Below are 20,518 nucleotides of genomic sequence, written 5' to 3'. Positions count from 1 at the left end.
ACTCCTTCCTTTCCAAACAGCCCTAGACAGTTTTGATGTCGTGGTTTATGAAGTACACTGTATCGCTAACATATGTTGCCAATGTGATAAACAAATGACAAAATAGCAACAAAGACATGAAAGAGCGGCTTATGCTACTGTTCGTATACTCCGGAGACTTTTAAGCTTTTGGATTAAAAAATAGCATCGACTTGTTTGTCATACGTATTGTTAAACGATCATCATGAAGGTGAAATTCATTTCTCACTAACACGCAGTTTTGATTTCGGCCGCTATCCCACTTTTTCACGAAAAGCGCTTAAAGAAATGAACTGAAAGCTAAAAAGACAACAATATGAATAAAGATAATAGGAAGGTGATATTCGAAATGGAGGATAATTGGTTTCTAGTAAGCCTATTGTATAAATCAGTGAAGTCAGGTGAACAAAATGTGCCTCCTGAACTAGAAAAGGCTTGGACATAAGTTTGAAGAAATATATGAAGAAAGACATTATTTAATTAGAGCAAAAGATCGAGATCATGCCGAATGGAGTGGTCAGCAACTCGGAAGCCAACATGAACATTCCTATAAAAACATTTATGGTGAACAAGTTTTATGGAAATATGAGAGGTTATTAGAATGCTATGAGGTTGATGAAAAATTGGGAGATGGAGCAGAAATATACTCTCGTTACATTGTCAGCCCCAAGGGTACTACTCCTAATGAAATAGTCGAGAAATATTCCAGAGGAGTGAATAAGGTAATCATTCAAACCGCTGAATACAACGAAAAGATGGTGTGAAAGGAACTCGTATCACCTTCTCCAAACAGGATAGCTCATTGGCTGAAGCAAACAGATTTAGATAGGGCAAGGTACATTCTGGATTGAATCAAGAGTTGACTCTAGATTATGCGGCAAGCCAACTCCATTTTATTGTACATCACTAGCCGAGCTTCTTGATGTGGATGTCAAGTTCATAAAAACAAGCGAACGGCAACAAAGATTACTCTTTTTCGTAACGCTCCAGATAAAACGCCAGCGCCTGATTCAACCATTCCTCTTCTTCTTCTGAAAATGGCGTAATTGCCCATTTTTCCAATTCATCGTTCGGCATCTTTTCCATGGGTGGCAAACGCTTGAACGTCTCTTCCCCTATATATTCGAGAACCGATTCTACATACTCCTTGAGGAATTGCTGAACTTGCGCATCTTCTATCGGCCGGCCGTAAAGTTCCTTCACACCTTTACAAAATTCGATATACGCCTGATCAAGCGCAAGTTTCTCTTGCTTTGTTTTACTGAAAACCGAATCAAGGGCGTCTTTGGGAATAGATTTTTCTGCCCATTGCCGTTGTTCTTTCTCTGTTTGGAAGGCCCGAATCAAGCTCATCAACACCGCGCCATCCACCTCTTCCTGTTGTTCCAACAATTTCATTGTCCGATCAATCGTTGTTAACGTCGTTTCTATTCGTTCTTTTTCCGCTTTTAAGCTCTCTTTTTGTAACTGAAGCGTTTCTTTAAGCCCCAGATCAAATGATTTCTCCGTAAGCAACTTCTTGATTTCTTCCAATCGATAGCCGAGAGATTGAAACGTCACAATTTTTTGGAGCTCGCTTGCATCTTTATGACTGTACAGTCGATGACCTGAACTTTTATCTTTCCTGGGAGTCAACAAATTCATCTCATCATAATAATGGAGCGTCCGAACTGGAATACCCGTTTTTTCCGAAAACTCCCCGATACGATAAAACTTTTCCCGACTCATAAACGATCTCTCCTTTCCTTTTTTGGCATCTCATTCATTCACCATTATAAAACCTACGGTTACTGTAGGTTCAAGGGATAAATACCATAAAGAGAAGAAGAGTTGTACGTTGGTTCACTCTTTTTTTGTATGGCTCAGCTTTTATATTCCATTGAAAATAAAAACCCTTTGTTTTTCCGCTGAGTCGTACATTTTCTTATTACCAAAGATTTATTCAATCACCATGTACGATCATTTTCAGGTTAAAATAAGGCCATCTTTTATTCGAAAAGCTGCAAATAGAATCGTTAACCGACAAAACTTCTGCATTCTCAAAAAGTCAAAAATGGTAGTAATATGTATAGCCAGTTTTAGAAAAAAAGAGTCTGCTAAATCTCAAAAAGCAGACTCTTTGGAATTTGAACATACTGGCCTAGGTGGTTATTTTTATTTTTCTATATGTCTTTTATTTATTGTTAATATCGTCGTTTCTTCCCATTCTTTCCGTTGACAAAATACAGTTTAGTGAAATAACCGTAATATGCTTGCTATTTCCTCAGGACGATGGAGTTTACATATTCAAGACTTTATTTGTGAAGCACTATATAACTTGGCAAAATGCTTAAAGTGTAATTTTTTTGACTCAGCTGCGTGCTTTCAATTGCGGTTACTCGAATATAATACTGACCTGAAATTAGATTTTCATACGTTACGTAACCTGAGGAATCCATAGGGACTTTCCTTAATTGGTTGTTGACCAGTCGATATAGCTCAACTTTATAACCTGCCTGTTGAGATATAGAATCTAATGTCAGTTGGATCCCTACATAACTCTTAGATTCGGGAACCGTAAAAGAAAACCAGTCATTATCCACTAAAGAATCCATGGACCGCATATTAATTTTGGTTGGTCCTTGGGGGATGGAAGGTATCGAGAACTTCAAAGCAGTTCTTACGTTTTCATCTGGCTCATAAATGTCCGAATTTTTATTGATACCTACATGCAACGTAAATGGTTGGTCGGTACTCGAACCTTTTTCAGAAACGACAAAAGCGGCATACTTTTTCTTCTCTGATGTGTTATAGTCACCTACGTTTTCAGGCGCTGTCCCTTCCGTGCCGTTTAGATAGGTACGATTTTGCGATACGTCCACCAATGTCATAGATAAATTATCAGGGTTTACTTCATAAAGGTATAAATCATAGTCTAACTCGTTTGAATTTGGTGAATCCAACTGTACATTCAAGACATGGCCTGGTTCAACAGTAATAGGATATAGATATTTATATTGTCCTTCTTCTGTCAAATAGTCAGTGAAGTTTAAGTACAATCCATTTTGATTCGCAGCGTCAGGCTCTGTTAATTGAAGTTGCTCCGCTCCCTCAATGCTGTTCGATTGCTCCATTTGAAAAGAACGATCTAAATCAGTTAAATCACGTGGTTGAGGAACAGAGAAAGATTCAATATAATTTTCAGACATTTCCCCATCTTTTTTTACTTGAGCGTAGGCTGATGAAGTATTCGCTAAAAACAAAAATAAACTGCAGACAATGAGCAAATAAAATAGTTTATTAAATCTGATTTTTGAAGTCAATTGTAATTCCTCCTCATTTTTTATAATAACCATGCAACACTAAACAACATTTTCCTCCTTTCTCCATTTGTAAAAACTTTTAAAATAAACTAATTTTAAAAGTATAAATCTATTATAAACTAAATTCCAAATAAAATTAATAACTTTTAATAATTTGTATTTTATTTATTTATAGAAAGTGGTATAAAAAGAGAATGCCCCCTACCATTTCTAGTATATAAAAAGCGCTAAAAAACCTCGGCCATAATGGAATAGACTGCATTATAGCAAGGACTTGTATTGATCGTGTCCAGATGGAAATGGAGTTGGTTTTTGTCTATTAGACTGATCAAAAAAACCGGAGAGATGACTTTTGAAATATACAGACAAACTAATAATCGCATTGAATATTTCGGTTTTATATTAGTTTTAGGGATTTAACATTTATCAAATTAGTGAATTTCAACATTGTTTTCTAAGTCTAAAATACAAATATTACATATATTCTGAATAATATAGACAGATCCTGCCTCCGGGATTAGCTTGCGCCGAAGGTCCCGCAGAAGCGAAGCGGCGAGGAAAAAGCAGACTAGTGGAAACCGTCCGCCTGTAGAAATGCAAGTATGAAATCTGTAACATTGGCATGTTCGCTTTTTTAGGCATTACACAGAATGATGAAATAGGTTCAAATGTTAATGAACACTGCACTTTAGTTCATTGTAAACTTTTACAAGATAAAAGAAGTCAATAAGCGCAAGAAATGAATTTGAAATTTGCTTTCTATTAGGTAAGCAGTGGATTTTTCGCCGCCTGATCATCTGAGCAGCAGCTTTTTCAAGTCATTCCTCTTAAAAGAAGACGGGGATTTGTACTCTATCACTCAGTGGTATATCATGGAAAGTGTTCTCCATTACGCTCTGTAGATGCTATACGGAGATTAAGCAAGGAGGAAAATGGTCGTATGAACCTTGATGCTTTTAGGTATTTTTTGGAAGTAGCCAAACAGAAAAACTTCAGCAATGCGGCACAAAAGCTATATATTTCCCAACCTGCTTTGAGCCAGCAAATCGTGTCGCTTGAAAAGCAACTTGGTATAAAACTGCTGCGCAGAACAACGAGAAAGGTTACCTTGACGGAAGAAGGAGAATATTTATACAAAAAGCTTGCATCTTCTTTTGAAATGATCGAATCAACCATTCAATATATCAAAGAAAATAAAATCGTACCAAAAGCAAAAATGAATATTGCGACTGTCCCGACGGCTGCGAGCCTGTATATTCCCAATCTGTTTAAAAAGATGATTCTCGAATTCCCCGAAGTGGAATTTTATTTGCATGAAACGACCTCGTCCCAAGCGATTGAATTGGTCAGAAATGACAAATACCATCTCGCTCTTATTCGTACCCCCATCCAAAAAAACGAGATGTTGAAAGAGGGGATGAAGATGGTGGAGTTCAGCAGACAGCCCCTTCAACTTGTCGTGTCGGTGGAGCATCCGCTTGCCTCCAAACAATCAATTCATTTGGAAGAGGTAAGAGACGAAAATTTCATTCATTATGATAAAGAACAGGCCTCTTCTCTCCATTATCTTGTGGAAAGAGCCTGTACAATGGCCGACTTTACACCAAAAAGAATTTGTACGGTATCCGAGCTATTTACCGCCATCAACTTGGTGTCTAATAATGTTGGTGTAGCTTTCATTCCAAAAGAGATGGTCGATATTTTACAAACGGGAAAAATCCGGGCTCTGCCGATCAGCGATATGGAGTTATCAAGCTCCATTTCGGCCATATGGAAAGATGATGACTATTTGCCGTTACTCACCAGCCGTATCTTGGACATTCTGCAAAGTGATTTTACCATCTGATATTTTAGCTCTGCAAATGTACATACTGGCAGAATAATTCAGTTTATGTGGCAAGCCGCTTAAACAATGACATGTAGGCGCGCAGATATAGTCAATACAGTTCAGTTCAGCTCAGATTCAGTCAGCCCTCGCGATGATGCAAAGGGCGATTTTTCAACCCATTTCCCCTTGAGGCGGGCACGATCATTATGCCTTGATGACCTTTTATCTGTTTGGGCGGGGAACCACCTTTCCTTTGCAAAAATAGGAATTTGACGAACAACTTCATGCCAATAGAGCCCAATGTTAAAAAGGGAAAAATGCCATTCCAAATCAAAAAAGCCGTTACTTCCCGAGATTTATTTCCAGGAAAGTAACGGCTTATTTAAAAATAAACAATCTTCGAGCTTACCAATCTATCCAACTTTCAATTACTGTTTCCGGGACTTTCTTCTCCCCAAATAGACAAATCCACCACCGACGGCGATCAATCCAATGCCAATGACAATCAAGTTCCCGATGGATGTAGCCGTATTAGGAAGCTTGTCCCCATCTTTTCCTTCGTTACTCGATCCTGTTGAATCTTCTGTTTGACTCTTTTTGTCTGCATCAGAAGAACCATCATTGTTACCATTCTCATTTCCGTCATTTCCTTTTGGTTGATTGCTGCCGTCATTGTCGTCTGGCTTTTGTCCATTACCTCCATCACCATCGTTATGATCTCCAGGTTTATCACCTTTTCCATCTCCAGGATCTTTCCCGTCTCCCGGACCTTCTCCATCTCCCGGATCTTCTCCATCTCCCGGATCTTCTCCGTCTCCCGGATCTTCTCCGTCTCCTGGACCTTCTCCATCTCCCGGATCTTCTCCAGGGGTTGTTGGGTCTTTAGGATCGGTCGGGTCTGTCGGTTTTTCAGCTTCTGGATGATAAATGGTTTCATGCTCAATTTTTTTACCATCAGCAGTTAATGTTACAACAAAAGGAGCGTCTGGCGATAACGCCTCTTTTGTCGTAAATGTTAGGTTGTAGTTGCCTTTATCATCGGCAGTAAACTCATCGATATACATTAACGTGTTTGAAGATTGTTCTTTTCCTTCAAAAACGGATAATGTCATCGTTTTATTTGCACTACTGGCATCTTGTCCGGTTATTGTAAATGTCCCGTCGTTATTGTGAATCGTTTCTGCCTTTAAGGTTAAAGGAGTGATGAAACTAAAGAGAACCATAACGACAAAGACATAGATCGTTTTCTTCATCGGAACCTCCATCTATTCATACTTGGCGAATCTAGTATTTTAATACAGGTAATTGTCGGTTTTCATCCCAGTGCCACACATGTTGGAAATCCCACTCCAACGTTTCCTCATAAATCGTTTTACTCGCAAGTCCTTCTCTATCAATGCTTTGACCTTTTTCATTTGTTGGAGACTCAGTTGTAACAGCTTCTTGATCAACAGTCATATCCGCTACGGCGAAATTGTTCGTTAACGTCGCTGTATGTCCTTTAAAAACTCTTCCAACGATTCGATTCGCGTGCGAGCCTGCCGTAACAGAAGGGTTTAAGGCAATGGCGCTTTTTACAACTGTTCCATTATAGCCATATCCTGTAATACCGCCGGCATTGCTTTTCTTTGCTGTAACAGAGCCTGCTGCATATACCTTTTCTGTTACACTTCCGGCATTCGTAATGCCGGCAACTCCGCCTGCTTGACTGACATTCGCGGTTACATCAGCATGCGAGTAACTGTTTTTGATCACACCATTGGAATATCCTGCTATCCCTCCAACCGTGTTATCACCAGTGATGGAACCAGTTGAAAAGACATTTTCAACTATTCCATTGTTTAAGTTGACGACCATTCCGGCTTGAGCCGCACCTTTTTCTCCAACAATTTTCGCCTCTATCATTCCAATATTTTTAATCGTTCCACCATTCAGTTGAAATAAACCGCCGACATTGGAATGGAAATGACGGATCGTTTTATTGTTTCCGTTCAACTCACCCATAAAAGGTTTTTCCACTGTAAACGATTGACCTGTAAAATCAAGATCATTATTTACGATATATTTCTCATTTGGAAACTGATTCAGTACTTGGAAATCAGCCGCGGTCTTGATCATATAGTATCCATCTTCATTCTGTTCCAGTGAAGGCCGTTGCGGATGACTATTTGGATCAATATACTCTTTATTGGCAACCAATAATGGGCGTTTCGCAACATCATCCCAAGTCCAAGTTCCATTAAAATCCCAGCCAAGCCCGTTTTCATACAATTGTTGACTCGCTAATTGTTCTATGCTTTTTCCGAGACCTTTTTCATTATTCGCCGCTTCATTTGTAACGCCCTCTTTGCTAACGGTCATATGATGATTTGCCACATTATTGACTAGCGTTGCCGTATGGCCAGCTTTCACTCTGCCGACAATTCTGTTGGCATAAGATATCGTATTGACCATATCGTTTAAAGCAACACTGTTTTGCAGCGTTGTTTCATTATACCCATATCCACTAATTCCGCCTGCATTTGAACTTCCCGCCGATACAGATCCGGCCGCATAACTATTTTCTGTTATACTTTCTGTGTTTGTAATACCGACAAGTCCTCCTGCCTGCTTAGATGTTGCTTTTACATGAGCCGTTGAATAGCTGTTTCTAATTTGACCGTTCGAATAGCCGACTAAGCCGCCGACATTTGAGTTGCCTGTCACTTCACCCGTTGTAAACGAATTTTCGATTACACCATCATTTACATTGATTAATATTCCAATGTTATCACCAGCAGCCTCCACTTTAGCGTCAACAACACCCATGTTTTTAATGGTACCTTTGTTTTGATCCATAAACGCTCCTTGTTTAGATGTATAATGAAGAATTTTCTTCCCATTCCCATCGAATACACCTGTAAAAGCGTTCGAGCTATTTAATGGAGCCGCATTCGCTACATTCGAAAAATCAAGATCTTTGTTGAGCTTATACTGTTCATTTGGAAACTGATTGAGTTCCTGTAAATCTTCAATCGTTCCGATCATGTAGAATCCATTGTCATCTTTTTGAAGCGCTGGTCCCTCAGCTTCCTCTCCCGGCTCTTCCTCGACATCCTCTCCCGGTTGTTCTTCTGTTACTTCGTTGAATGCCAGCGCGGGCCTATTATTTTGTGGATCCCATTTCCATATTGACGCAAAATCCCAACCCAATGCCTGAATATACGTGTCTTTGTTTTCTATTTCTTCTTTCGTTTTACCTAATCCTCGTTCATTGGTTAATGAGTCTGTCGTCACGTACTCATTTTCCATTGATATTCCCTGATATGATAGATTATTTTCCAACACCGCTATATGTCCTTTATAGATTCTCCCGACAATTCGGTTCGCTCGAGAATTGGTAGTAATAGACTTATTTAACGCTGCTGTATTTCTGACAATCGTTCCATTATAGCCATAGCCCGTGATCCCGCCAGCATTACTCGTTCCGGCAGTTATGGCTCCTGTCGCAAACACGTTTTCTGTTAAGCTGCCGCCGTTTGTTATACCTACAATACCACCCGCTTGACTTACTTGGGCGGTTACATCCGCTGTTGAATAGCTATTTCGGATCGTAGCATTCGAATATCCTACGATGCCCCCAACTGTATTTTTTCCGACAACCTTTCCAGTCGTATACGTGTTTTCAACCGTTCCATTGTTCACATTGACTAGAATGCCCGTTTGCGGTGCTCCTTCTTCCCCGATAACATTTGCATTTTCAATTCCGACGTTTGTAATCGTTCCACCATTTAAATGGAATAAAGCGCCCGTTTTCGACTCCATATTTTTGATGATTTTACCGTTCCCGTCAAATGTGCCTAAAAACGGCGAATCTATATTTAAAGTAGTAAACGTATAGCCGGAAAAGTCCAAATCATTTTGTAAAATATAGTCTGCTTTCGGAAAAAGATTGATCATCTGTAAATCTTGTACAGAAGTGATAATATAGGATCCATTTTCATCTTTTTCAAGTGAAGGTTCTTCCGTATTTTCATTTACCTTTTCTTGATTGTTTTTCAGTAATGGACGTTGCGCACCTTCATCCCATATCCAAACGTGGTCAAAGTCCCAGCCTAATCCTTTCTCAAATGTGGCTTGATCGGCCATTTGCTCTCTTGACTTTCCAAGTCCTTTTTCATTATTGGCATCTTCTTTCGTTATGCCTTCTTTGCTCACCATCATGTTATCGTAGGCGTAGTTGTTTTCTAATACGGCTTGTTGATCACTTCTAATCCGGCCCACAATTCGGTTGGCCGCACTCGTCGTAATGACAGAAGTATTGAAAGCAAAGTTATTTTGAATCGTTGTATCATTGTAACCATAACCGCTTATTCCACCTGCATTGGAGCTTCCTACCGTTACAGACCCCGTCGCATAACTATTTTCTGTCAAACTAAAGTAGTTTGTAATACCGACTAATCCGCCTGCTTGCTTCTCTTTTGCTTTTACAGTTGCAGTAGAATAGCTATTTCGAATCGTTCCATTAGAAAATCCTACTAAGCCGCCGACATTCGATTGACCCGTAATTTTTCCAGTCGTATAAGAATTTTCAACCGTTCCATTGTTCACGTCGACTAAAATGCCGATGTCATTGGAATGAATATCAATATTTGCTTTTAGTACAGCAACATTTTTAATCGTGCCGTTATTCACATTAAACAATCCTGCGCCTTGATCGCCACTCGGAGTCGTGATCTTCACATTTGTAATGGAATGCCCATTTCCATCAAATACTCCACTAAATGGGCTATCTCCTGATCCGATTGCTTGTAACGACTGCCCTTCGCCATCAATGTCAGCTGTCATCACATAATGGCGATCAGGGTAGTAGGCCATTTTCTTCATATCTTCTAAACTGTCAATCTTATACGGATTTTCTGCTGTACCCTCACCTTCCATTGCTTCCCTTACTACCATAGAAGGCACAACAGGTCGCTGATTTGAAAAATGATCCCAAACAAACAGCCTGACCGTATTCTGATCGGTAAATTTCATTGGTTCATCAAATCGTATGACTTGTTCCCGGCCTTTTTGTTCTAATTCTACCTCTTTGATTTGGGAATCGAGTAGTTTTTTACCGGATTGGTCATACTTGGCGGCAATCACCGTCACTTTATCTAGTGACCCGGGATGATTTAACAAGCCAACTCCTTTAAACATTCCGTTTTCCACATCAACACTTGATAATTCTATATGATTTTCAGCTTGTTGGATGGTAAATTCGTCAATTGTATCTCCAGCTTGGTTATACGCTTTAACCGTTAGCGATTCGCCGTTTGCTTCCAAAATCATCCCTGTCGGGACATTTTCATCATACACAATATGATCCCAGAAATAGGCTTCATTGTCATAATATTTCGGTCCGGAAGAACCCATCGTAATATGAGTCGTACCTAAATTCATCGCTTCCTGACTATTATCCATTTTGCCATCACGAATCGTGGAGCGTTTATATACATGATCATGCCCGCCAATATACAACTGCACGCCAAGCTGTTGCAATTTCTTCGACATAAGTGCGCGATCGGTACTCATACCAGGATCATCACTATGCGATCCGCCAAAATAAGAAAAGTGACCTGTCACAATTTTCCACTTTTTATCCGTGGAACGCATATCTTCTTCCAACCATTTTAGTTGTTCCTTGTTCAGATCCATGGAATTAATAACGGCAATATGAGCATCTCCATAATCAAAGGAATAATTTGTTTCTGGAAACGTCCCTTTTCCATTTTTGGGAGTATTAAAATAATGCGCAAATGAACTAGCATCGGCATCTTGCATGAATTCATGGTTTCCTGCCATGTTTGCTGATAATAAATCAAAATCTTTATAAACATGGTCAAAAACATCAGACCAAAAATCCGCTCTTCCACCTTTGTCAACAAGATCGCCAACTTGTAACATCAGCTTTCCATCGGGATTTTTGCCACGAATCATTTTCAGCGTGTCGGTAAACAAGGAGAAGCTTTCCGGATTTCTATCTGGCACTTGCAAGTCGCCCATCACATAAATTGTCGTATCATCAGAATCGGGTACCGTTTCAAACGAATTTACCGGCCCCCATGGACCGTTTTTCGACACACCATAACGATACTCATACTTTGTCCCTTTTTTCAGCTTGTCTATATTCGCTTCATGGGACGCTAAAATTCGGTAATTACTATTGTCGATATCTTTTCCATATGCCGATTCAAAATAAGAAACATCAGCTTGAACAACTTTTGCCTTTTTCCAATCTGTTTCAGATGCTTCTTTATATTGAACATAAGATTGTTTCACGACTTTATCTGTCACTAGATTAAGGCCAACAGCATCATCTGTTTCACCTACATGGACAACAGGTGAAAATTCCTGTAAAAGCTTGTCCGCATCTAGTTCTTTATCATCGACTACCATTCGCTCGATCTTTACTCGGGAATTGCCATTTGAATCGGTCGCATAGTAGCGAACAAAGTACTCTCCGTACTCTTTAATCGTAAAACGGTTATCGTTTACTTCAACGAACCCTTTTGAATCGAACACTTCCACTTTCACCGACGGGTTTTCACCACTGTCATCTGTCGCCGCCGCGTTAGGAATGGTTACTGTATCTCCAAGTTTAACAGTGCCGGGAAGCTCTTTCTCTACCGTAATCTCCGGAGCGTAATCCGTTCCTGCTGTTTCTTCCCCAATCCAGATTGGCGCACTGATAATCTCATCTTGATCTTTTTGAAATACCCGTACTAAAAAATATTCTCCATTTTTACTAGAAACCGTTTCATCGACAGTGAATGTATTGCTATTAATATCCGTATACTCTTTTACAATTTCACCATTATTTTTGTAAATCGTTACTTTCTCGATATGATCTTCTTTATCAGGATCCAATAGATCAATATGTATGTCTAATTCTTTTGTATCTTTCGGTAAAATCGATCCCATCATTTTCTTGTTGGCAGAATATTTCAAGTTAAAGTTTTCGTCAAATGAACTGTACGTTCTGCGATTTTTCAAGGCATCGTAAATGCCTTCCCTCGTTAATTCTTCTGTCCACAAACCGGTAAGGCCGGGGTGATGTGCTGCCCAATTGGCTTGATGTTCATCCCCTGAATAAGTTGGCGAAACATGCCAGCCATTATCTAATGCTTGTATATAAGTATTAAAATAACGCGACACTTTATATTCAAATAATGAGATTCGATCATCCACTTCTTTTGTTATATGTTTAAAGCCAAAAAAATCGCCCTTTCTCATGGCATCAGGATGATTAAACTGGGCAATCGCATCCGGATCTTCACTTAATCTGCCATAAAATGTAGGCAAATCATAACGTAAAACGCCCATGCCAAATTGTCCTGTTGCCCCTTTTCCATACGTTCGCGGGAACCATTCCGTATTAAATAAATTAATATGCCCCGCATTATCATACCAAGTCACTTCGATCCCCGGAACAGTGACGAATTGATCGGTATTATAATCATCATGCTGTTTCCGTGTTAGCTTATACTCTTCCGAATAAGAGTCTTGATATCGTTTCAAGTAATCGTTTCCCGAACTGATATCAAACGTAACATCATGCTCTGTCGTACCAAAAAAGTCGTGGTTCGTGTGCTTCTGTACATATTCAAAAGCATCTTTTGGAAATTCTACCCCATCACTAATCGAGGTGTGGGCGTGAATTTCCCCCCGATATAATTTCATCCCTAAATATTCCGCACGACTATTCTCATTTTTGGCTGCATTTGCCTCATTTTGTTGGACGAACATTATCTGGGCAAATAATGAGAGGAGAATAGTGAAAAATACTATTTTATAAGTATTGTGCTTTTTCACCTTGTCATAGGTCATAATAATCTCCCTTCTTTAAATGAATTACAACTTCTTAATTTACCAAAACATGGTTAACTGACCGTAAACGAATTGTATTATTCCTGTAAAAAGGGTGTAACAAACAAGCCGGGATGTGGATGCTTTTATTCGATAGAGCACTTTTGGCTTGTATGGTGCCGCTAAAGCTACTTTTTCCTCTAAGTCCTTTTCAAAAAGCAAGCGCCCTCTGGCAAAGCATGCTAATTTGGGGAAATATGGTAAACATCTCTCTGCATACCCAAACCTTTTGATCTGGCGGGAATACCTATTTGTTTTTCCGATCTATAAGGGAACCTTATAACCATATAAGATATATGTATTTCCGTACCGTTAAAGGCGGTGCTACGATTGGTTAAAAGATATAGAAAGGGTGCATATAAAAGATGAACGTATTAGTATTTGGCTTGGGGCCAATCGGCATAGAAATCCTCCGCAATGCCTATCAACTCAATCCCCATTCGGTTATTGGGGCAGTGGATATAGATCCCAATAAAGTGGGGAAAGATATCGGAGAACTCAGCGGGGAAGCTGACAGCGGAATCAAAGTGGCCGACAATGTTCAAGACGTCGAAAAAAGAAAAGATAGTCAACCGGTGGCTATCCATGCCACAGGTTCCAATTTAAAACTTGTCTGGCCGCAAATCAAAGAGCTTTTGGACAATGGTTATTCCGTTGTCTCTACATGTGAGCAGCTTTCCTACCCTTGGCATGCCTATCCGGAGCTTGCCCAAGAAATCGATGAGTACGCCAAGTCGAAAAACTTGACTGTCATCGGCACCGGCATTAATCCGGGCTTCATTATGGACACAATGGCCGTCTGCTTTTCGACTGTTTTGACGAGTGTGAAAAAAATAACCGTCATCCGGAACGTCGATGTCGCGAAAAGACGCATACCTTTACAAAAAAAGGTCGGCATCGGCATGTCAGAGGAAGAATTCCTCTCTTTGGCCAAACAGGATAAAATCGGTCATGTCGGCTTGGAAGAATCGGTCAGATTGATCGCCTATGCACTGAACTGGAAGCTGACAGACGTGAACAATACGATCGAACCGACCATTGCAAAAGACCAGGTTCATACCCCGCTCACACCATTGAACACGGGAGATGTTAGCGGTCTTCACCAAGTATCGCGCGGCAGAACCGCTGAAGGCTTCGAGATACATCTTGATTTAACAATGTCTGCCGGTATTGAGCAAAAGGACGAAATCATCCTTAAAGGAAATACCACCCAACGGATCGTTGTGCCAGAGGGCATATTCGGCGACACATCCACCGCCGCCATGGCTATCAACACCGCCAAACGGATCGACGCTATTCGGCAACCGGGACTGCTCACCATGGCCGACATCGGTCTGCCAAGATTCACGTACCAGCCGTCATAAAACATGTAAAGCAGAAGGTTCTCATGCAGCCTCATCTTAGTGGCGAGAACCTCCTGCTTTTTGTTTTATCATCTGAGCATCATTTGGAAAAAAATGGACCCAATGCCGCGCTAGAATAAAAACAGCCAATCATTCAACAATAAACACATGGAGGTGGCACAATGAACAGAAGAGACCCGATCAAAAATGAAAAAAGAGTCGTAACAAGCGTCAATCCACAAGGATATTCAGAAGATAAAGCAAATCAGGCGCCCAAAACCAAACTGGAAGAACGCAGCAAAAAAAGCAACACGAAAATGTAACGAAGAAGGTGATTCCCATCGATCACACATTAGGCTATTTGCGTGAAACAATGTCCAACTATGATGACGAAGAGTTCGGACGGCAAATATACAAAAAACTTGTAAGCCAGCATTACAAAAATGAAAAAGAATTCGTCGAAAAGTTGGGAGAAGAAGAGACAGATTATTTAAATTCCGTCCTAAAAGAAGAACTGAAATATGCCAGGCAGGCGCAAGATGAAAAGCGCCTAAAAGAATTAAATGAAGTATATGAAAGATTAACGCCGTAACCGTGAAGGCGGCCAGCAGAAAAAACTTATCATATTAACTGTTAAAAAACTGCGTACAACGTTGCTTTCGATCAGGACTATCGCCATCACATGGTGCTTTATGTAGAAAAGGGGTGCCCAATAAGCCGATTTTTCGGCCTGCGGACACCCCTGTTTCATTTCAACACTTCCGAGTTTGATCGATCATTTCCTGCTTTTGCATGAAGCTTTGTTCATTCAATATGTAAAAACAACTCTTGTATCGTATCATACGACTGTTTGAGCCGTTCCTCATATTGTGGCATATCCCAATTCTCCCAAGAGTACCCCTTCATCTTCAGGAGCCGGCCCTCTTGAACCGCTGGAAATGAATCAATGACATTGCCTCCATTTTCAACATATAATGCCCCCACGTTTATTTCATCCACGAAAGCACTGGCATTCATGCCATCTTTATAAAGATCTCCCACAAACTCTTTCTGACTGGGATCTTTTGCTTGGATCAACAGCCACGGAATTCTCAATTCCAGCATTCCTTCGTCATTCCGATAATAATCCGCCAACGAGTCGTAATCTTTGGATGATGGATTGCCATTGCCTTCCTTCAGCTTTCCGGTTTCATAGGCGCTGAAAGGTAAAACTGTATGTTGTTGGGGCAATGTTAATTCTTTGTTAAGCGCATATTGGATGATGGAAAACTCCCCGCTATTGTTGACCGGTTTTGGACCTGCTTCAATCATGCCCAATTGATGGCCATACTGATAGGTAAAAAGATTATAATAGGCATCCACTTTCATTCTCGATTCTTTTTTCCTCAAGTCGATGATGAAATCAACGCCATTGGAAAAAGAAACGTTATCGATACCCTTGATCAAATCATTCCCTTGATTCGGAGCAACATCAAGCAGAATCACTGGATCACCTTGTTTGGTCAGATCATTATCCAACCGGATATATAAATACCTTTCATCATGATCGACATATAATGCCTTCAGGCCGCTGTATTTTTGATAAAGCGGCTTGGATTTCCATTCTTCTGCCACCCCGTCCACCTGAATGCTGTGGCGGTCAAAGCTTAATAAACCAAATTGCTGTTCATTCGTTTGCGCATTCGACCAATAAGGCCGGCGATTCGGGTTGTCATAGTCCATCGTATTCCAAGTTCGTTTAAACCACTCATCCTGCCACGTGAAAATAAGGCCTCCCAGTAACTTTTCCGCCATGATATCTTCAAACAAACGCCGAAGAATCGCTCCTTGCTCTTTCTCTGACAAATAGCCCTGATTCCAGCCAAATGGGTTAGCATGGGTCAGTCCCCGTGAACTGGGCACGCCAAACTCGGCAACCAAAATGGGCAGCCGGTGTGCATCATGCAGCTCCGATAAATAGGCCGCATAACTGTTTTTTTCACCCCGGTGATCTACGTAAGACAAATAAGATTCATCAAAATTAAAGAAATCAGGATAATAAGGATAAATATGATAAGACGCAAATTGCTGCGTTTTGTTCATTTCTTTTTTTGTATGAATCACATTTGGATTCACACTGACAAGATCTTCATCTTCATTCGGTTCCGCCGGATGCTCTAACAAATCGGTTGTTACCCAGTTCGTAAAGCTCATGGGCCGAATGTAGCGATATTTGTCCACCTCATATTGTGTGATGAAGTCCATTTGTTGCGCCAACCAATGTTCAAACGGCTGTGCATCCTTTGTTTGAAAATAGGTTCCGTCATAATCTCCTATGGAAGCATGAACGTTATTCGTATTTTGCACCATATGCGGATACCATTCGATACCCAGTATCCAGCCAATGACAAACTCGGAAATATCGGCCCGATTGACACCGGAAGCATGGCCGGGCCTTTCTTCGACGATTTTATTGCCATGAATGACATCAACGATCGTTTTCATTTCTTCTTGGAATTCACGCAGATTCTCTGTTTCAAACGCATCCAGTGATTCTTCTAATTTTTCCTCATTGATCCAAACACCGTGGAAAAGGTAGATTTTCTCTCGATGTTTGTCATTATAGCGCTTCAAAGCCCGATAAAATCCCGGAGGGTGGAGCGTGTATACGCGTAATGTATTGGCATTCATTTTCCCAATTTGTTCAAACCACCTATAATACTCCTCCTCTGTTATAGCAGCTTCCCCCGGAAAAGCACCAGGTTTCCCCATCCCCATGTTAACTCCCTTAATGACAAGGGGCTCCCACTTGTTGCCCTTCAGGATTTCAAAAGAATCTTTGTTTACCCGGGCATTGTATGTCAATTTGGCGGATTTTTTTCCCTGAATGACCTCTTCTTTCTCGGCAAACGACTTTAAAATAGACTCCATCATTGGAAAATAAGTAGACCAGTAAAAAGCTTGATCGGAAAACGTTTGTGCCATTTTATAAATTGACTGCAAACCTTTCATTTGGTAAAAGCGGGGAACATCCGCCATATCATTAAAATCTCCGGCAAAATAATAGCTGGAAGATGGGCCGTGTTCCCTAGATAACACCGCAGCAAATTCAGCCGGGATGTCATGCTTTTTCAACAACTTTTCACCTTCATCCGTCAGATTCCAATCATAATTGGCAAGCACTTTGGCGTCACTCTTCGGCTTGACAATATCAAACCAATATTCATAGTCGGGGCTGTCATCCAAATGGAATTGCTTCCTGCCTTCTTTGGTAAAAGAAACACGTATCCCTTTTTCCCGCAAATGTTTGTCCATTTCCAGCACGACAACTTGATTATCCGTGTCATTGACCAAAAGAAAACCCGCGCCGCTGTAATTCCATGCAGTCCCGTATTCTTCCAAAATCCACTGCGGAATTTCCTTGTTTTTTTGCGGATCCAATTCATCAAAATAGCGGCCATTCCAGCCTGACCAATCCAGCCCCAAATAATCGGTAACACTATTTTTTACAGCTTCATGGGTAGGCGACGCAAATGTATTATATTCCGCGATCAGCAAGCTTTTCTCTTTCTTGCTTAGGCGATCCACAATGGCAGCCCATTCTTCCGAATCGAGACCGCCGTATATTTCACCTGAACGGGAGCCTTCCCGTTCTTTTTCAATCCATGGCAAATCTTCATCATATACCCCATATGTATCTGCCAAATAAATGACGCCATATCGGTCATAATTGTCCGGAAGCGCACGTATATCATATGCTTTTTCTTCATTATTTGGCACAAAACCATAGTAATCGCTTGCCGATTGAAATGGTTGATTTTTATGGTCCGTATATTTTAGATGATTTAACAGCCAGGTGATGCCAAGATGTTCACGAAATGTTTCGTTTGGAACTGTTTTATCAATGATCGCTATATGCAGCTTCTTGCCCGGCTCTGCCAACCATAAAAGGATCGGCAATAGTAAACATATGATGATGACGAGCCCCAAGATGTAAAATCGCTTCATTTGGACTTCCCTTCCCCGGATAGACCTACTCGCTCCATATGCCCCCACTCTTTTTTCCCCAGTAAAAAGGTGATAAATCCTTCACATTTATAAAATAAAGTGATAGGTCGATACCAAAACATTTCCGTCAGGGATATGAATAGGAGGCGCATGAGGTCTTTGAACTTTGGATATGTATTCATCGTCCATGCTTCAAGCAAAATCGTTGCCACTGTAAACAATACGCCATATAAGACAAACAGCAAGATCAACAGGATAGCAAACTCGTAATAAATATCGCCTAAGAAAAAAGCAATCACGATATAAAAATAGCCTGCCAACTCAATCAAAGGCCCCAAACATTCGACAAACCAGAAATATGGAAAAGAAACCATGCCGATGGCTCCAAACTTGGGGTTTAAAGTCATTTTTCGATGTTTCCACAGACTTTCAATCAACCCCCTGTACCACCTTTTCCGCTGATTTCTTAAAGACTGGAAATCTTGCGGTGTTTCGGTCCAACAGACCGGATCCGGTACAAATTGAATTCTTTTCTTTACTTTCTCTTCCTTTAGACGCCGATGTAGCTTGACGACTAATTCCATGTCCTCTCCAATCATATCCGTGGAATAACCTCCAACCGCAACGACCCATTTTTTGGAAAATACACTGAAGGCGCCTGAAACGATCAACATTAAATTAAATGTGCTTAAAGCAATCCGGCCCATCAGGAAGGCTCTTACATATTCAACAACCTGCATAACAACAAGGGCATTTTTCGATAAATCCGTTTGGAATATGGCCCCCAATTGAACATCAAGCCCATTGGCAATCCGGATCGTTCCGCCTGCGGCTATAACTTCATCATTGGACTTAATGATGGGATTCATGACACGCAACAGGGCGTTTTCCTCCAAAATCGAATCGGCGTCAATTGTGCAAAAGTAGGGATATCTTGATGCGTTAATCCCTACATTTAAGGCGTCCGCCTTTCCCCCGTTTTCTTTTTCAATCAACCATACATTCGGATGAATGTCCGACTGATAAAAATGTCGAATCGGCTTCGTCGGAATATGGTTCGCTATCGTTCCCTGAACTTCCTTCATTCTAAATTGCTCTATTATTTTTCTCTGTGTATTATCAGTAGAACCATCATTTACGATGATCAGCTCTATTTGCGGATAGCGCAGACTGAGTATGGAATGGATGCTGTCGATAATACCCGCTTCTTCGTTGTACGCAGGAACGATAATGGACACCGGTTTTGAGTAAAACGCATCAATATCATCTTCATCCACTTCATTTTTATCAATTAAGTATTGCTTCCTTAGCTGGATAAATGCCAATATCAGCATACTGCCGTATGTGACAATGACAATCATCATATAAAAGATGATCGTTCCCGAAAAGAACTTCATTAACAATTCCAGTAAACTGCCCATGTATGGCGACAATCCCTTCCAAGGATTAATAAACCTGCTGTTCTCTTTCCAGCATGATAGAGTGAGTGTCCATTTTCAGCGTTTTGGCTGCCTCCTGACGCACCCGCCAAGTCTCGTCCGCCAACAATGTTTCCAAATAAGGAACAGAGTCACGGAGTGGCAAATTCCCAAGTACCTTCGCCGCCATGAGCCGCTCTTCCCATATCTCTGACGAGATAAAGGGTGTATACTTCTCTATTTGGTGAAGCGTGCCGATTTCATGAATCGCTTTTAAAGAGCGGATGCGGATTTCAGCGTCCTCTTCTTTTAGAAGGCTTTCTAAGAAAGGGACAGTGCCAATCTCCCGTTTCATTCCCAAGGTGTTAATGAAAGCGTATTTGCACGTTGAGGATAACTGATGAAAATTCTTGATAAGCTGCTTCAAGACAGAATCATCCGCAGTCTTGAATAGTTTCTTACATTCATATTCCGAAAATAAAGGCGGTTCCTCCAAAAATTTTTTTAAAAACAAATCCGGCTTGAATAGCGAATAGATTTTTAGCAGTTGAAACTGCTCATCTGGAGATAATTTCTTTTTTTCCATGCTGATACAATGATCAATTAAGCTGTCTATATGAAAATCAACGACCCTGTACGATAAAGTCCATATAATTGTGTAAAAAGAATAGGTCACCATCATGACCATGTTACAATGTTTTCGACCAAGAAAAACACATGGAGGACATGATG

General features: G+C 40.6%; 12 protein-coding genes. 5 read left to right on the top strand and 7 right to left on the bottom strand.

Features of this window, described 5'->3' with window-relative positions:
• The first annotated feature begins 473 nt into the window (after positions 1 to 473).
• On the top strand, positions 474 to 782 hold the full coding sequence (locus tag JOC94_RS23560; RefSeq protein WP_083717482.1) for a DUF4288 domain-containing protein: 309 nt from the start codon (positions 474 to 476) through the stop codon (positions 780 to 782).
• Positions 783 to 984: 202 nt separating this feature from the next.
• Here the strand turns inward: JOC94_RS23560 and JOC94_RS13000 are convergent, their stop codons facing one another.
• Together JOC94_RS13000 and JOC94_RS12995 are read right to left on the bottom strand one after the other, a co-directional pair.
• Complete coding sequence (locus tag JOC94_RS13000; RefSeq protein WP_077111480.1) at positions 985 to 1,746, bottom strand: MerR family transcriptional regulator; 762 nt, start codon at positions 1,744 to 1,746, stop codon at positions 985 to 987.
• 566 nt (positions 1,747 to 2,312) lie between these two features.
• Entirely contained in the window at positions 2,313 to 3,320 is a 1,008-nt protein-coding gene (locus JOC94_RS12995; RefSeq protein WP_139345621.1) for a hypothetical protein, read from the bottom strand.
• Positions 3,321 to 4,260: 940 nt separating this feature from the next.
• Between JOC94_RS12995 and JOC94_RS12990 the strand changes: the two genes are divergently transcribed.
• Entirely contained in the window at positions 4,261 to 5,166 is a 906-nt protein-coding gene (locus tag JOC94_RS12990) for a LysR family transcriptional regulator (protein WP_205179552.1), read from the top strand.
• 410 nt (positions 5,167 to 5,576) lie between these two features.
• On the opposite strand, the gene JOC94_RS12985 is transcribed toward JOC94_RS12990, so the two are convergent.
• Together JOC94_RS12985 and JOC94_RS12980 are read right to left on the bottom strand one after the other, a co-directional pair.
• Positions 5,577 to 6,401, bottom strand: coding sequence for an LPXTG cell wall anchor domain-containing protein (locus JOC94_RS12985; protein ID WP_205179551.1), 825 nt, complete (start codon positions 6,399 to 6,401; stop codon positions 5,577 to 5,579).
• A gap of 31 nt (positions 6,402 to 6,432) precedes the next feature.
• Positions 6,433 to 12,999 (bottom strand): metallophosphoesterase, encoded by a 6,567-nt coding sequence (locus JOC94_RS12980; RefSeq protein WP_205179544.1) that lies wholly within the window; start codon positions 12,997 to 12,999, stop codon positions 6,433 to 6,435.
• A 404-nt stretch (positions 13,000 to 13,403) separates the two neighbouring features.
• Here JOC94_RS12980 and JOC94_RS12975 point away from each other — a divergent pair, with 404 nt between their 5' ends.
• From JOC94_RS12975 to JOC94_RS12965, 3 genes are all read left to right on the top strand, one after another.
• Positions 13,404 to 14,402 carry an NAD(P)H-dependent amine dehydrogenase family protein gene (locus JOC94_RS12975; RefSeq protein ID WP_205179540.1) on the top strand — a complete coding sequence of 333 codons (999 nt, stop codon included), beginning with the start codon at positions 13,404 to 13,406 and terminating at the stop codon, positions 14,400 to 14,402.
• A 161-nt stretch (positions 14,403 to 14,563) separates the two neighbouring features.
• Positions 14,564 to 14,704: a small, acid-soluble spore protein L gene (sspL, locus tag JOC94_RS12970; protein WP_077111486.1), complete on the top strand. Its 141-nt coding sequence runs from the start codon at positions 14,564 to 14,566 to the stop codon at positions 14,702 to 14,704.
• A gap of 17 nt (positions 14,705 to 14,721) precedes the next feature.
• Positions 14,722 to 14,973 (top strand): sporulation protein, encoded by a 252-nt coding sequence (locus tag JOC94_RS12965; protein ID WP_077111512.1) that lies wholly within the window; start codon positions 14,722 to 14,724, stop codon positions 14,971 to 14,973.
• A 212-nt stretch (positions 14,974 to 15,185) separates the two neighbouring features.
• Here the strand turns inward: JOC94_RS12965 and JOC94_RS12960 are convergent, their stop codons facing one another.
• From JOC94_RS12960 to JOC94_RS12950, 3 genes are all read right to left on the bottom strand, one after another.
• Positions 15,186 to 18,368, bottom strand: a complete 3,183-nt coding sequence (locus JOC94_RS12960) for a hypothetical protein (protein WP_205179538.1) — start codon at positions 18,366 to 18,368, stop codon at positions 15,186 to 15,188.
• A complete protein-coding gene (locus tag JOC94_RS12955) occupies positions 18,365 to 19,789 on the bottom strand; it encodes a glycosyltransferase family 2 protein (RefSeq protein WP_077111488.1) in 1,425 nt (474 codons plus the stop codon). The genes JOC94_RS12960 and JOC94_RS12955 overlap by 4 nt, the downstream gene beginning before the upstream one ends.
• A 25-nt stretch (positions 19,790 to 19,814) precedes the next feature.
• Positions 19,815 to 20,518 (bottom strand): HEAT repeat domain-containing protein (locus JOC94_RS12950; RefSeq protein ID WP_205179536.1); only part of this gene is annotated, 704 nt, incomplete at its 5' end.

Origin of the sequence: Siminovitchia thermophila (genome assembly GCF_016909185.1) — a bacterium.
In the GTDB taxonomy this organism is placed as follows: domain Bacteria; phylum Bacillota; class Bacilli; order Bacillales; family Bacillaceae_C; genus Siminovitchia; species Siminovitchia thermophila.
This window is presented reverse-complemented; position numbering and strand designations above follow the sequence as displayed.